This is a genomic window from Pseudomonas extremaustralis (genome assembly GCF_900102035.1).
Classification (GTDB): Bacteria; Pseudomonadota; Gammaproteobacteria; order Pseudomonadales; family Pseudomonadaceae; genus Aquipseudomonas; species Aquipseudomonas extremaustralis.
This window is the reverse complement of sequence record NZ_LT629689.1, coordinates 5,794,571-5,810,298: the sequence shown is the minus strand read 5'-3', so window position 1 is coordinate 5,810,298 and position 15,728 is coordinate 5,794,571. Positions and strand designations below refer to the sequence as shown.

Here is a 15,728-nt window from a genome sequence, read left to right as displayed (position 1 = left end):
GACTAAAGCTCCACAGTGTCGATCAGGCGAGTCTTGAAAACCATTAGGCGCTCAATATCGCCCTTCACAATTTGATATTCGCCTGAGTCTTCTGCGTAGTTTGACAACTCGTTTTTCGCATCCTCAATGGCCGCACTTAACCTGGAGGGCTTGATAATCGCACCCTCGCAGGACAAACATTCAGTATAGTCACCGAGCATGAAGGAATCGCAGCGGCCCACCTTGGTGCAACCACCGAGTAGCGTTGGCCGATAGCTAATTGCACCGTTCTTCACCCGAAGCTCTGTATCGGCACGAATATCTTCAATCTTTATCTCGCCAGCTTCAACACGTTCTTTCTGCCTCTGCATGTATGAACCGGTGCCACCAAACAGCGGTTCTTCTTTGAACAGCAGATCTGCAATCAACTGATTGGCCACCGACATCGGCATGGCCATCTGGAACTCGAAAGCAAAGTGGTTATATGGTAGCACGAAGTCTATTTTCTTCTCGTCATAGTAGCCAAAAATGGTGCGCAAGTTATCAAAGCCATTCGCATAATAGCGCGCCATCTGAATGGTCATATGCTTGAACTGCGCTCGCAGAGTCGGTAGCGAGAGAAAGCCGCTACTGCTTCCATAGAAGGCCAACGAACGTCGGAATTGATGGCTAGTCAGCGGCCAGGGCTGGCCTACTGCAAAATCTGGCTCATTGTAAAAGTCACGAGAAGGGTCGCTCTGAGCCAACTCTTGTAAATCCTCTGATTGAATCGATAAGGATTTCAAAGCACTGCCCATCGTTGCTCTCAATGTAAAGTCTGTTACACCAACTTCTGCACAATTCTTCGTTTTACACAGGACGGACGGATTGATGAATAGCGGACAACGATCATCCAGTTCAATCCTATAGAGCCGGGCTAAACCACGACAAATCGCCTGGCCAACCTCGACCGCCTTGACGACTTCGCCTGCCGCGAACCATGCGCTTTCTTTCTTGTAACCGCTAAACTTCGTGGTAGTCGATAATATGTGTACTGATTGCGGTTGATCGCGCATAAAACCTTGATCATCAACCACTGAACATCTCACGACTTGATCAGATAAGCAGTTATAAGACATACGCATCACCTCTTGATCACGCATGCCGGTATATAGGTGTATCACCATTCTCACCACATACTGCATCTTGAGAAGGACTCGCTGCAGCTTTCTCTTTTCGGAACAGGCAAACTCACCGACAAAAACCGCAGCCAGACCATATTCCTCTATTGCTTGCTGAATACCGGGGCGATAGCGCGACTTACCACCAACCCCCAAAGATTTTTGACGGTGCGGAGTAAGACCGAAATACTCATCAGCAAAGCACGATATAAATGAATCAATATTCCCAACACCCAAGTAAAGATGATCGAGCAGGTCGCCACAAATATTTATTAAATTCAAATAAAGGCGTGTCGGAATTACCGGATGCTGTTTAGAATCAGGTCTTCTCAAATCAAAAACTCTTGGATTCAGCACAACATACCCTAGGCGTTCCTCGCCCACACTAATCAATCCGTGCAATATCCCACTAAGAACCGTCTTGTCAAAATTACTTTCACTAACAAAAGCCGCTAGATAAACAGGCACGGTAAAAAGCTGCTGCAAGGACAGCACACCAACCATTGACTTCTTTTTCTGCGCATAGCAGAACTTCATAGCGATGCGCAGCACAACCCAATATGAAATAATCGTAGATGCACTCAGCTTACCAATCCGCCCACCGCCAGCGAAATAAATAAGACAATACAGAAGATATTTGGCTTCTTCGATCAGCGCTTGCTGATCATGACCATAATCACCGAACACCATATCGAAGCGTATTCGGCCAATTTTTTTTGCACTCAGCCTGTACGGGTTAAAGTCCCATACAGACTCGCCGTACACTGCCGTTGCATTGCCATACTCAGTGCGACAGATAACAAAATCCGACGCGGGCTTCCCATACAGCTGAGCCGCACTATCTGGCTGGCTGGTGACTGGAAACTGGCCGCTAGAAAAAAGACTACCTATCGACTGAACAGCAGCACTCAAAATACGATCCCCATTTTTTCATAGCGACCCAACCGGACTTCCCAAAACTTAGTTAACTCGCCGTATTCAAACACCTTAGCTTTAACCTTTTCGACTGTCTGTTTCACCGAGCTAGAGCGCTCACTAAGAGCATCGACTATAAACTCGATCCGGATAGATAACTCTTTGAAAAGTGCCTCAGTATGCGCTGCATCGGGGGCCGATTTACGCACGGCATTGACCACGTATTGCAAACTCAGAATTTTATGCAGATCCTCCTCATCGCCGTGACATAAATAGTTTTCGCAGTACAAACAACCATATTGGGTGCGGCAGTTCGGCTCTATAATCAATCCCACATCAGTGGCAGACGTCGGCTTATTGAAATCCTCGCAGTGACCCGCCGCTATTGCGACACTACTTGCTACAGCCTTGCGGCTTCGCTCACGCACAACATGAGCAGCGTGGCGTATTGCATCCCAAAACAGGCTGAACTCGGATTGCTGCTGTTCAGGTGTTGCCTCTGCATAGGTAGAAAGATTCACCGCTTCGGTGTGATTGAGGGATGCCGCTACCGTGGACGGCGACAAACGTGCAGAGTGCATTTCAGTGCTTTTGTGCTTGCGTATTTTACGAGTTGAAAGTCTTGGTACAGTCGGATCAAGAAAGACCCCGCTAATAAACTCATAAAATTTTTCTAAGGAGCTTGTCACGTTAAGATCACCAAAGCTTTTGCAAGTTCTAAGCTGACCAGACGTAGGCATTGCAAAGAATAGTCGCTCATGTCTCGCACCATCCAAAATCCACGCACGCAGCTTTAAATACTCTTTCAGCAGCGACAAACCCGAGCCCCGCCCAATGTTGTAAAGCGTTGACTTTCCGCCAGCCCGAAATTTCACAGCCGACAACTCTTTCTTGAGAGGGGACTTTTCAACTTTGAGTGCGTCTTCGTAACTAAACTGCTCAAATTCAGCCGGAGTGGCACCTGTAATCATAAAAAAAAGGATAGCATAGGCTTTCGCCGCAAGACTCGCTAGATTAAGACGATGCCAGTTGCGCCCATCTTCATTAGCCGCATCCAAAGATGCCTGGGAGCTTCTTAGTTCGCGCGCGACATTATAATTTCTCGGCTTTTTTCGGCCAAGCCTCTCGAAGGCCGCGAAGTATTCTTCGGCCGTAGCAATTCGCCGCTCAGCTGAGTTATATGAAGGAGCAGCATCCTTAAATGGGCTGCTCGCGCCTCGGTTGGACGGAAATATAACAACTTCATAATCTCTAACTCCAACCACGAGCGGGTAAGGTTTTTTATTCAAGATAAAATCACTGCACTGCTGGGCAATGGCAAAGCAAACATCTCTATACAACTCGACATGAGCAGCGCCTGCTGTTGCAGAACCTCTATCTGGAACAATCCTTACTGCACCAGCAAGAATATGGACACTATTATCTGGATAAAGTAATTTGATCAGGCTGGATGCTCTAGTTTGGTAGCTTGACGCGGTCCGGGGCTTCAGCTTTTTATCGGATATTTTTTGATTTAGATGCGCTGTATAATCTCGATATGCCTTTTGAGCATCCACGCTACTGGAAAATATTTCTCGGTAACCCTCAGCGTTCAACCAATCAATAAAATATTCGGTATGGAAGAAATTTGCCAAGACTGACTTATCACGCAGACCGACAAAAGACTCCAAAACTCTCACAATCAGCTCACGACGACTTTCAACGAACGACTCAATCACCAATGGCGTCCCGCGATCATCATGAACACTTTTATTCTTACCACGAATGAGATATGCAAAACTACCAATATCTAACGGCTTCTTTTTAACCTTAACGGTCAGCTGCAATCGCAAACGCTCAGGTTCGGAAAACTCCTGAACCAACTCATTTAGCGTAATAATTTTTGTATTTTCGCGATGCTCTAACAGCTGCCGACTACTCATTCTTGGACCGTCAATTTCATGACTTCGTAGTTACCGTTAAACAATTTCTTCTCCCACACCTCTTGGGCGATGACTTTTTCGTGAGTCATATTGAATAACTTTAGATAGTTTTCAGTTGTTTCCCTAGACTCGTGATGCATACGTTTTTGAATAAAATCAATATCCTCCCCTAATTTCAAAACGCCTTCTTGAACCAACGGTTGCAGGCGCTGGTAGAGTTGATAGGCAAAAGTCGCTCGCAGCCAGTGATATGTAAAATCTTTTGGAAATTGGCTAGAAGCTGTACTCTGCAATTTTCGCTTTATTGTTTCCGTCACCTGCCCTGTCTGTGGCGACCTAACAATTGCGTAACGCGGATCATTTGAAGCCATGTAATAACAATTGCCTTGATCGGAGAGAAACAAATACATATCGTCCTCTTCTATCAACAGACCGGGATGACTGACTTCTAATTGAGCACGAAATTTTTCCCGCCGTCTCCTCATCATCGGACTACGTGCAAGCGTGACCAATTCTTCAGCAAGTTGCTTTGGAACATACAGAACTTGAGTTTTGTCAAATTTCGTATCAATGCCTGTGCGCGGGCCGGCATGCAATTTATAGGCACATTCCGGCACTAGTTTGTCTTCTGTAAATCCTTTCAAATGCTTCAAGCGTATGGTCAAAACACTTTGCTTACGAGCTCCAGTCATCAGAGACGTGAGAAGAATCAACCGCTCAATCGTTGACCATTTCTTTTCATTAATGGCCTCCAAAAGCGCGCCTAACTCAAGATTGGAGAGAGGTCGAAGATCCTCGCCATCTTCACGCACGAATCCCAAAGGAACGGAGCTACTAGGCGGCGTACGCCGCGTTTGGCTGCGCTTTTCAGCATCGATGATTTTCGCGCCTTTTGGGCTCTGCACGATAAGCCGCACTTGCTTGATCGTATCAACACGCTTTAGATCGAGGTAATGCCAATGCTCGGAAACGTACTTATAAAAGTGATAGACCGCAGCGGTATATTGATTGATGACCTGATTACTGCGACGGCCTTCTTTAATCAGGTGATAGAAGTACTTGTAAGTCGGGCGAAGCGAAGGACGGGCACCGGAAAAGTCGAGCCAATCCAGATTGTTATCCTCACAGAATAGGAGGTAATCCAACAGTTTACTGGCACGACGCCTAACATCATCAGTGCGTCGACTTGCAGGAGCCCTATCACGCATGAGACTCAGCAAGTAGTCGTTCGCTTCGTGCCAAGGGTTGCCATTAGCACTAAACAAAAATGGGAAATTGAACAGGGCACGGTCATTCCCTGAACCGACTTCATCGCATTTATAAAGCAGATTGGATTCAGCCCCCTCAAGCGCTGACTCAATAGAGCCGCGAGGCGTTTCACTGACATGCAGGATAGCGAAGGCATCCTGCAAATTCGGGATGAGAATCAGACGACCTTCGTGACGCGGATTGGTGTAGGACATTCGCCCCCCCTGATGAATCAGTCAATCCTATATGTTATGCGTCAGTTTACAATCGCTACCTGTCAATCTTTTTGTTGTTAAGCGATTCAACCCAAGGGTCTAACTTATGGAATAGCTTCGGATAGCGCCCTTTCAGGTCCTTCTTCACCTCGGCGTAGGTACTGCGCCAGAAGTTCGCCAGGTCCTGGGTCACTTGCACCGGCCGCCGCGCCGGCGACAACAGGTGCAGCTTCACCACTTGGCGCCCGCCGGCGATGCGTGGGGTGTCTGCCAGGCCGAACAATTCTTGCAGGCGCACGGCCAAAATCGGCGGTTGCTCGCTGTAGTCCAGGCGCACCGACGAGCCCGACGGGACTTTCACATGGTGCGGTGCCAGTTCGTCCAGGCGCTGGGGCAGCGGCCAGGGCAGCAGGTTGTGCAGGTAGCTGGAGAGATCCAGGTTGGCGAAATGGCTCAGGCGCGAGACTTTGCCCAGGTAGGGCATCAGCCAGTGTTCCAGGCCGGCGAGCAAGGCGCTGTCGCTGACGTCGGGCCATTCGCTGGTTTTGCCGGCGTCCAGTTGGCGCAGCAGCATCACGCGGGCCTGCCATTGGCGCAGTTCCGGGGTCCAGGGCAGCAGTTCCAGGCCTTTGCGGCGCACCAGGTTGACCAGCGCCTGGGTGCGCGCGGACTCATCCAGGCCGGTCAGCGGTTCGCGGCTGAGGACGAGTTCGCCGACTTTGCGCTGGCGTTCGGCGCGCAGTACGCCTTCGCGCTCGTCCCAATCCAGTTGGTCGACATTGCGCACTTGCTCGGCGAGGACGCTATCGAATAGCGCCGGATCGAAGTCCGTCGCCAGGTAGATGCGTTCTTCACGCTGGCCCTGGCGACTGCCGAGGTCGGCGATCACCAGCCAGGGTTGTTTCATCAGGCTATCGGCCTCGGCGAACAGCGCGGCGCGGCCGTTGGCCAGGCGGTATTCGGCGCCACCGGGGCGGCGTTGCTGGGCGACGCGGTCGGGGTAGGCCAGGGCGAGCAACGCGCCGAGCCAGCGCGGATGTTCTGGATCGGCGACCGGTTGAGTCGCCTTGCCGCGTAAATAGCCGCGATATTGCCGCGCCAGTTGCCGGGCCCGCTGCACGCCTCCTTGAGTGCCGCGTGTGCGTTCTTCGCCGGACAACAGCGCCAGGCGACTGTGCAAGTCCGCGCCGCCGCCGCGCAGGATATCGCGCTCCCCCAACAACGCGGCGACATCACAGGCCGTGGCCGCCAGCCCCAGGTCCTGCCCGCGCAACAACAGATGGGCGATACGTGGGTGCGCCGGCAGTTCGGCCATTTTCTGGCCATGGGCGGTCAGGGTGTCGTCATTCAAGGCGCCCAGGCGTTGCAGCAAATCCTGCGCCTGGGCATACGCGGCGGTCGGCGGCAGATCGAGCCACACCAGTTGCGCAGGCGTGACGCCCCAACGCGCCAGTTGCAAGGCCAGCCCGGCAAGATCGGCCGCGAGAATTTCCGCACTGCCGTAGGCGGCCAGGCCTTCATGCTGGTCTTCGGACCACAACCGATAACACACCCCCGGCTCCAGGCGCCCGGCCCGACCGGCGCGCTGGGTGGCGCTGGCGCGGGAGATGCGCTGGGTGTCGAGGCGGGTCATGCCGCTGCCGGGGTCGAACCGCGGCACCCGCGCCAGCCCGGCGTCGATCACCACACGCACGCCGTCGATGGTCAGGCTGGTCTCGGCGATGTTGGTGGCCAGCACCACTTTGCGCTTGCCGGCGGGTGCCGGGTCGATCGCGGCACGCTGGGCGTTCAGGTCCAACTCGCCATGCAATGGGCACAACAGCACCTCATGGCGATCGCCCAGGGCGTCGATCAGTTGCTGATGGACTCGACGAATCTCCGCCTGCCCCGGCAGGAACACCAGCACGCTGCCGGTTTCGTCGTGCAGGGCGTCGAGAATGGTCTGCACCACGCGCGGCTCGATAAATTCACCGGCCTGGTACGGGCGCCCCCAGCGCATCTGCACCGGGAACATGCGCCCTTCGCTGCGCAGGATCGGCGCGTCGTCCAGCAGACTGGCCAGGCGCTCGCCTTCAAGGGTGGCGGACATCAGCAGGATTTTCAGCGGTTGCTCGTCGCGAAACAGCTCGCGGCCATTCAGGCTCAGGGCCAGCGCCAAGTCGGCGTCGAGGCTGCGTTCGTGAAATTCGTCGAAGATCAGCAAACCCACGCCGTCCAATGCTGGATCGTCCTGCAGACGGCGGGTGAGGATGCCTTCGGTGACCACTTCGATGCGGGTGTTGGGGCCGACCTTGCTGTCGAGGCGGATGCGGTAGCCAACGGTGTCACCGACTTTCTCGCCCAGCTCGCTGGCCAGCCGCTCGGCGGCGGCGCGGGCGGCGAGGCGACGGGGTTCGAGCATCAGGATGGTCTGCCCGGCCAGCCAGGGTTCATTCAACAAGGCCAAGGGCACGCGGGTGGTTTTACCGGCACCGGGCGGCGCTTCCAGCACGGCTTCATGGCGATTCGCCAAGGCGTCACGCAGGGCGGGTAAAACATCATCGATCGGCAACGATTTCATACTGGCTCCAAAGCAGAGCGGCGAGTATAACGGCGAACTGTCGGATGCCGGCGATGGTCTCTTGCAGGTGCGGGCTTGCTCGCGAAAAACCCGAGAGCGCCGCGCACATCCAGGCGGCACGCGTTATCGTTGACGTCTTTGGCGAGCAAGCTCGCTCCTACTAGAGCCTGACAGGAGATATTCCATGCGTATCGCTTCCCGTGTCATCGGCGGTGTCCTCGCCGTCACCCTGCTGAGCCAACTGACCGCCTGCGGCTCGATCTTCTACCCCGACCGCCGTGGCCAGATCGACGGCAAGATCGACCCGACGATTGCGGTGCTCGATGCCGTGGGCCTGCTGTTCTATGTGATCCCGGGCCTGATCGCCTTTGGTGTCGACTTCGCCACCGGTGCGATTTATTTCGAGCCGGGCAAGACCGCTCAGGTCGCCCCGGAAAAACTCCACGAAGCCATCGGCGCCGACGGCAAGGTCGACAACGCCAAGCTGCAAACCATCATCCAGAAAGAAACCGGCCGCACCCTGCCGCTGGACGATCCGCGCCTGATCCAGTTCAAGGGCAGCGTGCAACAGTTAGCTTCCCTGGGCCTGCAACCCGCCGCTTAAGGACCCCCTATGACCAGCAGTCCCGAACACGCCAGGCTATTGCGCCTGGCCACCCGCGCGTCAGTCGGCGTGGCATCTGTGTTGATTGTTACCAAGGCCATTGCCTGGTGGCTGAGCGGCTCGGTGAGCATGCTCGCCGGGTTGACCGACTCGCTGCTCGATGGCGTGACCTCGCTGCTGAATCTGATCGCGGTGCACTACGCCCTGCGCCCGGCCGATGACGATCACCGTTATGGCCATGGCAAGGCGGAATCGCTGGCTGGCATGGCGCAAGCCCTGTTCATCGCCGGCAGCGCCATACTGATTGCGCTCCAGGCCTTCGAGCGCATCAAGCATCCCGAGCCGGTCGGGGCTCCGTGGTTGAGTATTGGGGTGATCATTTTGTCCCTGGTGCTGACCGTGGCCCTGCTGATCCTGCAACACCGGGTGGTGCGGGAAACGGGCTCGAGTGCGGTGCGCGCCGATTCGCTGCACTACCGCTCGGACTTGCTGCTCAATGGCAGCATTCTGATTGCGCTGGTGGTGGCGGGCTTGGGCTTCCATCAGGTGGACGCCTGGTTTGGCCTGGGCATCGCGGTCTATATCCTGTGGAGCGCCATCCAGATCGCCCGGGAAAGCTTTGCGGTGTTGATGGATGAAGAGCTGCCGCCGGACGTCAGCCAGCACATGCTGGAGTTGGCCCGTGGCGTGCCGGGTGTGCTGGGCGCCCACGATTTGCGCACGCGGATATCCGGCAACCACTGGTTTGTGCAGTTGCACCTGGAATTGCCGGGGGAACTGACGCTATCAGTGGCCCATGGCATCAGCGACCAGGCCGCCGATGCCATTCACGCCGCCTACCCGCGCGCCGAAGTGCTGGTGCACGCCGACCCGTTGGATGTGGTCAACGGCGCCCAGGCCTAGTACTGCACCTGGTAGCCGCGACTGCTCAGGCAGTTGCCCTGGGCCTGGCGGTAGGCCTGGACCACCGCTGGATCGGGGGCATAGGTGACGGCCTGCGGGTCGAAACCGCTTTGCTGCACCGCCCAGCGATAACAGTCGTAACCGTCCTGCTGCACCTGGGCCGGCGACTGGCCATTGGCGGGATAGGCCACCACGTCATAGCCGTTGCCCTGGGGCGCAGGTTGTGGCGCGGGGACGGCGGCCGGCGGTTCCACCACCACATATTGCTGGGTGCTTTCTTCGTAGGCGTAGTAGGCGCCGGCGGCAAGGAACAACAGCGAACCGCCTACCCATACTTCGCGTGCATAGTCCGGCAAGTAATGCACACGGATGCCATACGGCGGCGCCACGACGACATAACGCGGCCCCTGTGGACGGTACCAGTAGCCACCTGAGAAGAAATAGTCCTGGCCGCGATACGGCACACGGTAATTGCGGTCGGGAAAGCGGTCGACAACATAGCCGGGGCGATACTGCGGGCCTGGGCCCCAGCCATTGCCATGGCCGTCGGGACGACCTGGCCAACGGTGGTCATCCGGGCGCGGGTTGGCGCCGGGACGCGAACCAGGACCACCGGCTTCCCACTGCGGGTTGCCGTCGTTGCGGCGCGGGATGTCGCGGTAGTAACCCTGGCGCGGTTCCTGGGTCTGGCGCACCGTATCCGGGCGGCTCTGGATCGGCAGGGTGTTCGCGGGTTGTGGCTGGGGTGCCGGGCGTGGCTGTTCATTGCCTTGAGGGTGAGCTTGCCATTGAGCGTTGCCGTTCTGGCCGCCACGCTCGATAGGTTGATTCTGTGGACGTGGCTGATTCTGCGGGCGTGGCTGATTGTTCTCAGGACGCGGTGGATTGTTCTCCGGCCGCCGGCCACCTTCAACGCCCCGTTCATGCTGACTACCCGCCCCCGGCGGCACTTGGCCTTCACGGGGTGCGTTATCGCGTTCGTCGGCTATTACCTGTGCGCCGACACTGACCACCAACACACCAACACCTGCCATACGCCAGATGCGCTTCATGCTTTTCCTCACTGCGGTTTAGGGCATACACATGAGACTGGAAAAGCCTCGCCCGGTTCTGGGACAGGTTATCAGTCACGAGAACAATTTTCTTGCGGCAAAAGAAAAGGGGTGACCCGTCGGCCACCCCTTGAGAACTTCGTCCTGGCTCAACGCTTTTGACGTTGGCTCACCTCACGCCGTCTTGTGGACAGTGTGCAGCCTGGAGGCCGACTCAACCCTGCTGGGGTGGCGGCCGCAGCGGGCCTGATTGGGCGAGCTGCTGTGGACTGTTGTCCAGGCGGTGATTCTGTTGATAAAGATACCCGCTCTCGCCCGACAGATGATTGCGAAGATTGCGTCAATAAACAGTGCTTGCGCAATTTTTAACCCTCAAGGGATAATTCGCCGCAATAGTTACGACAAAGGCCAACCCAATGAGCAAGCTTGACCGATACGACCTGAGTATTTTGGCGGAATTGCAGCGCGACGCGAGGATCTCCAACCAGGAGTTGGCCGAGCGTATCGGCCTGTCGCCTTCGCCCTGCTCACGCCGGGTCAAGCAATTGGAAGACGACGGCTACATCGCGCGCCAGGTTGCCCTGCTCGATCGCAAGATGCTCGGCCTGAGCCTCACGGCCTATGTGCTGATCGGCATGGACCGCCACACCCCCGAGCGTTTCGAGAATTTCGAGGCGGCCATCCGCACCTTGCCTCAGGTACTGGAATGCAGCCTGGTGACCGGGATGGATGCGGACTACCAGTTGAAAGTGGTGGTGCCGGACATGGATCACTACCAGAAACTGCTGCTGGGCCATCTGACCCGCATCGAAGGCGTGACCAGCGTGCGGTCGAGCTTTGTACTCAACCAGGTGCTCAACAGCACCGAGTTGCCATTGACTCACCTGCGAACCTGAGATCGATGAAGACCCAAGTCAATGCTGTGCCTGTAGCGCTGCCGTATACTTCCCGCCCGCCTCTGTCGGAAGACTTGCAATGAATTCGATCGACCCTGCCCTGCTTGAAGAATGGATGATGACCGGACTGGTCACCATCCTGATTATTTTCATGGGCTTTATCGTGTGGGACCTGGCGAAGAAGTCCAAGGCTGGACGCTTTGGCTCGTTCATCCTGTTTTTCGTGCTGGGCCTGGGCGTGGCCGCGTTCATCATTAAGAGCGTGGTGATCGGCCTGATCGAGTCCGGCGCTTTATAAGCGCGCCGGCACAGCTTTCCACTGGCCTTGATCGAGGCCGTCGAGGGTCCACTCCCCAATACGAACCCGCACCAGACGCAACGTCGGCAGCCCGACCGCTGCCGTCATGCGCCGTACCTGGCGGTTACGCCCCTCACGAATCACCAGCTCCAGCCAGTGGGTCGGCACGCTTTTGCGAAAACGCACTGGCGGGTTGCGCGGCCACAGCTCAGGCTCGTCCAACTGCCGCGCCTCGGCGGGCAAGGTCATCCCGTCGTTAAGCTCCACGCCATCGCGCAGGCGTTGCAGTTGAGCTTCGGTGGGCTCGCCTTCGACCTGCACCCAGTAGGTCTTGGCCAGCTTGTGCTTGGGATCGGCGATCCGCGCCTGCAATTGCCCATCGTTGGTCAGCAATAACAGGCCTTCACTGTCACGGTCCAGACGGCCGGCCGGGTAGATGCCGGGGATGTCGATAAAATCCTTGAGGGTCGCGCGCCCGCCTTCGTCGCTGAACTGGGTCAGCACATCGAACGGTTTGTTGAACAGGATCAACTTCGGCTCGGCCGGTGGCGCCTTGGCGACGCGACGCGCAGCGGAATACGGAGGTTTCACGCTAGGGCGGCGCGAATCGGGACGGGTGGGACGGGACATGGCAAAGGAACATCTAACGGTCAGGACCGACAATGCTAGTGGCCTGACCGCTAAATGACCATCCCAACCGCTTAGCGGAACGGCGGTTCGTCGAAGCTGCGCAGTTTGCGCGAGTGCAACGAGTTGAGCTCAGTGCGCAACAGGTCGACCGCCTCAATGCCGATCTTCAGGTGCTGGCTGACCGCACGTTCATAGAACGCGTTGGCCGAACCCGGCAGCTTGATCTCGCTGTGCAGCGGCTTGTCCGACACGCACAACAACGTGCCGTAAGGCACGCGCAAACGATAGCCTTGGGCGGCGATGGTGCCGCTTTCCATGTCCACGGCCACGGCGCGGGACAGGTTGATCAGCGGCCGTTCCTGGGCCCAGCGCAGCTCCCAGTTGCGGTCGTCGTAGGTCAGCACGGTGCCGGTACGCAGGCGCTTTTTCAGCTCTTCGCCTTTTTCGCCGGTAACGTTGGCCGCCGCTTGCTGCAAGGCCATCTGCACTTCGGCCAGGGCCGGAATCGGGATGTTCGGCGGCACCACGCGGTCGAGAATCCCGTCGCGGCGCATATAAGCGTGGGCCAGGACGTAGTCACCGATGGTCTGGGATTGGCGCAGGCCGCCGCAGTGGCCGATCATCAGCCAGCAATGTGGGCGCAGCACGGCCAGGTGGTCGGTGATGTTCTTGGCGTTGGACGGGCCGACGCCGATATTCACCAGGGTCACGCCGTGGCCATCACTGGCCTGCAGGTGGTAGGCCGGCATCTGGTAACGGTGCCAGACCACGCCGGAGGCAATGGCGGACGCTTCGCCGTGATCCATGCTCTTGTCGATCACCACGTTGCCCGGCAACACCATGCGGATAAACCGCGGGTCGCTGCGCAGTTGCTCCAGGCCATGCAGGATGAACTGGTCGACATAGCGGTGGTAGTTGGTCAGCAGGATCCATGGCTGCACATGGCGCCAGTCGCTGCCGGTGTAATGCACCAGACGGCGCAGGGAAAAGTCCACGCGGGCCGCGTCGAACAACGCCAGGGGCAGCGGGTCGGTGTTTTCCCAATCGTACAGGCCATCGGCGATGCCATCGGTGGCCGCCGACAGGTCGGTGCTGGGGAACACACGAGCCAGGGTCGCGGCGGTCACGCCGGAGCCGGCCAGTTCGTCGCCCTGCTCCACCACGTAAGGGTAGGGAATGTTCTGCTGGCTGACGCCGACTTCTACCGTCACGGTGAAGTCGTGCATCAGCGGCACCAGTTGCTCCAGCAAATACTTACGGAAGGCCGCGGGATGAGTGACGGTGACACTGTAGGTTCCCGGTAACTGAACCTTGGCATATGCCCGAGTCGTCTGTGGGACTTCGCCGTGGCAATGGTAGGTCAAGCGCAGTTCCGGGTAGCGAAACAGCGCGCGTTGTTCGGCGTCGGGTTCGACCCGATCTTTGAGGTATTGCTTGAGGGCCCGGTTGAGCGCGCCGGTGGCACGCTCATGCAGAGCCGCCAGCCGATCCACGGCTTCTTCAGCGGTTTGAACGACAACAAAAGCTTCGGTCACGGTAAGCATCCTGTGTTCTGACGTGCAGGCATTCATCTTGCCTGTATCCCGCCCTCACCGAAACACCGAAGTTGGAATGCCCTCCCACAATTGGACCGCGTTTACCTAGATGAAGGAGGAGTTGCGCGAGCGACGATGGCTTCGACATCTATGCCTCGCGGCAAGGTGCCATACACGCGGCCGGAGGATTCGCCCAGACGGCTGGCGATAAAGCCATCGCTGATCGCCGCATGACCGGCCTCCAGCAACAACTTGGCCTGTAGCGCCACGGCGATGTCTTCGGTGAGTTGCCGCGCACGGTACTGGATGTCCTGGGTATCCATGAATGCCGACTTCAACTGCTCGATATGCCGCGCCAACCGCCGGTCGCCATGCCCGTCGCCCAGCTCGACAAACAGCGCCTCCAGCACGCCCGGCTCCTTGGACAGTGCGCGCAGCACGTCCAGGCACTGCACATTGCCTGAACCTTCCCACGTCGAATTCACCGGTGCCTCACGGTACAGGCGCGGCAGGATGCTGTCCTCCACATACCCGGCGCCGCCCATGCACTCGGCGGCTTCGTTAATCATCGCCGGCGCGCGCTTGCAGATCCAATACTTGCCCACCGCCGTCACCAGCCGGGCGAACTTGGCTTCCCGCTCATCGCCCAAGTGGTCCAGGGCGCGGCCCATGCGCATGCTCAAGGCCAGCGAGGCTTCGCTTTCCAGGGCGAGGTCGGCGAGTACGTTCTGCATCAATGGTTGCTCACTGAGTACGCGCCCGCCCACCGAACGATGGGCGCAATGATGGCTGGCCTGGGTCAGCGCCTGGCGCATCAAGGCGCTGGAGCCGACCATGCAATCGAAGCGGGTCATGGCGACCATCTCGATGATGGTCGGCACGCCACGGCCTTCTTCGCCGACCATCCAGGCCAGGGCGCCGCGAAACTCCACTTCGCTGGACGCATTGGAGCAATTGCCGAGCTTGTTTTTCAGGCGCTGGATGTAGAACTGGTTGCGTGTGTCGTCTGGACGGTGCCGGGGCAGCAGGAAACAGGTCAGGCCCTTGTCGGTCTGGGCCAAGGTCAGGAACGCATCGCACATCGGCGCAGAGCAGAACCACTTGTGGCCCACCAGTTCATAGGCTTGCCCCGGACCGCCGGCGCCCACCGGATAAGCACGGGTGGTGTTGGCACGGACATCGGTGCCGCCCTGCTTTTCGGTCATGGCCATGCCGATGGTGACGCCGGGCTTGTGGGCAATGCCGACGTTGCGCGGGTCGTATTGAGTGCTGAGGATTTTCGGCAGCCAGGCTTTGGCCAGATCCGCTTGCAGGCGCAGGGCCGGGACACAGGCGAAGGTCATGGTCAACGGGCAACCGGTGCCAGCCTCGGCCTGGCTGTGCAGGTAGGTCAGGGCCGCGCGGGCCACATGGGCGCCGGATTGCGGATGTGCCCATGGCAACGACGGCAGGCCATGTTCAACAGCAGTGCGCATCAGTTCGTGATAGGCCGGATGAAATTCCACCAGGTCGATGCGGTGCCCATAACGGTCATGACTGCTGAACACCGGTTTGTTCTGGTTGGCCAGGAACCCGGCCGCCATCAGCGGCCCGCCGGCCAGCGCGCCATAGGCATCGATACGCGCTTCGGCCCAGCCGGCGCCGAAGCGACGCGACCACTCCTGCAGGGGCAGGTCGATGCGGTACAGATTGGTGCCGTCCAGGGACGGGGGCTGGTTGGTGACGTCGTGGGTTTCGGCGAACTGATGCAGGTTCATGACGGGCCTCCTGGAAAAAAGGCCATGTCGAGTGCAGCACTTCTGTAGGAGCGA

12 protein-coding genes are annotated in these 15,728 nt (G+C 57.7%); 4 read left to right on the top strand and 8 right to left on the bottom strand.

From position 1 onward, the window contains the following. Positions 1-2: 2 nt before the first annotated feature. From BLR63_RS26775 to hrpB, 4 genes are read right to left on the bottom strand one after another with little or no spacing between them, the layout of a single operon-like run. Entirely contained in the window at positions 3-2,051 is a 2,049-nt protein-coding gene (locus BLR63_RS26775; RefSeq protein ID WP_003132545.1) for a hypothetical protein, read from the bottom strand. Further along, positions 2,048-3,976 (bottom strand): hypothetical protein, encoded by a 1,929-nt coding sequence (locus tag BLR63_RS26770; RefSeq protein ID WP_003132543.1) that lies wholly within the window; start codon positions 3,974-3,976, stop codon positions 2,048-2,050. The genes BLR63_RS26775 and BLR63_RS26770 overlap by 4 nt, the downstream gene beginning before the upstream one ends. Beyond that, positions 3,973-5,439 carry a site-specific integrase gene (locus BLR63_RS26765; protein WP_010562493.1) on the bottom strand — a complete coding sequence of 489 codons (1,467 nt, stop codon included), beginning with the start codon at positions 5,437-5,439 and terminating at the stop codon, positions 3,973-3,975. Before BLR63_RS26765 ends, BLR63_RS26770 begins: the two co-directional genes overlap by 4 nt. Positions 5,440-5,494: 55 nt before the next feature. Continuing rightward, on the bottom strand, positions 5,495-7,999 hold the full coding sequence (gene hrpB, locus BLR63_RS26760) for an ATP-dependent helicase HrpB (RefSeq protein WP_010562492.1): 2,505 nt from the start codon (positions 7,997-7,999) through the stop codon (positions 5,495-5,497). A gap of 184 nt (positions 8,000-8,183) precedes the next feature. On the opposite strand from hrpB, the gene BLR63_RS26755 reads away from it, so the two are divergent. Together BLR63_RS26755 and BLR63_RS26750 are read left to right on the top strand one after the other, a co-directional pair. Further along, a complete protein-coding gene (locus tag BLR63_RS26755; RefSeq protein WP_010562491.1) occupies positions 8,184-8,603 on the top strand; it encodes a hypothetical protein in 420 nt (139 codons plus the stop codon). 9 nt (positions 8,604-8,612) lie between these two features. Further along, entirely contained in the window at positions 8,613-9,506 is an 894-nt protein-coding gene (locus tag BLR63_RS26750) for a cation diffusion facilitator family transporter (RefSeq protein ID WP_010562490.1), read from the top strand. Here BLR63_RS26750 and BLR63_RS26745 read toward each other — a convergent pair. Then, positions 9,503-10,558, bottom strand: coding sequence for a DUF6515 family protein (locus BLR63_RS26745; protein ID WP_010562489.1), 1,056 nt, complete (start codon positions 10,556-10,558; stop codon positions 9,503-9,505). The genes BLR63_RS26750 and BLR63_RS26745 overlap by 4 nt on opposite strands. Before the next feature lie 416 nt (positions 10,559-10,974). Here BLR63_RS26745 and BLR63_RS26740 point away from each other — a divergent pair, with 416 nt between their 5' ends. Further along, the gene (locus tag BLR63_RS26740) at positions 10,975-11,454 is read left to right on the top strand and encodes an Lrp/AsnC family transcriptional regulator (RefSeq protein WP_003194418.1); all 480 of its coding nucleotides are present in this window, start codon (positions 10,975-10,977) and stop codon (positions 11,452-11,454) included. Positions 11,455-11,542: 88 nt separating this feature from the next. Next, positions 11,543-11,752, top strand: coding sequence for a DUF2788 domain-containing protein (locus tag BLR63_RS26735; protein WP_042946345.1), 210 nt, complete (start codon positions 11,543-11,545; stop codon positions 11,750-11,752). Here the strand turns inward: BLR63_RS26735 and BLR63_RS26730 are convergent. From BLR63_RS26730 to BLR63_RS26720, 3 genes are all read right to left on the bottom strand, one after another. Continuing rightward, the gene (locus BLR63_RS26730; protein ID WP_010562487.1) at positions 11,747-12,382 is read right to left on the bottom strand and encodes a pseudouridine synthase; all 636 of its coding nucleotides are present in this window, start codon (positions 12,380-12,382) and stop codon (positions 11,747-11,749) included. The two genes, BLR63_RS26735 and BLR63_RS26730, sit on opposite strands and share 6 nt — an antisense overlap. 71 nt (positions 12,383-12,453) lie before the next feature. Then, positions 12,454-13,953, bottom strand: a complete 1,500-nt coding sequence (gene amn / locus BLR63_RS26725) for an AMP nucleosidase (RefSeq protein WP_193384736.1) — start codon at positions 13,951-13,953, stop codon at positions 12,454-12,456. A gap of 65 nt (positions 13,954-14,018) precedes the next feature. Further along, positions 14,019-15,674 carry an acyl-CoA dehydrogenase family protein gene (locus tag BLR63_RS26720; protein ID WP_010562485.1) on the bottom strand — a complete coding sequence of 552 codons (1,656 nt, stop codon included), beginning with the start codon at positions 15,672-15,674 and terminating at the stop codon, positions 14,019-14,021. Between the last annotated feature and the right edge of the window lie 54 nt (positions 15,675-15,728).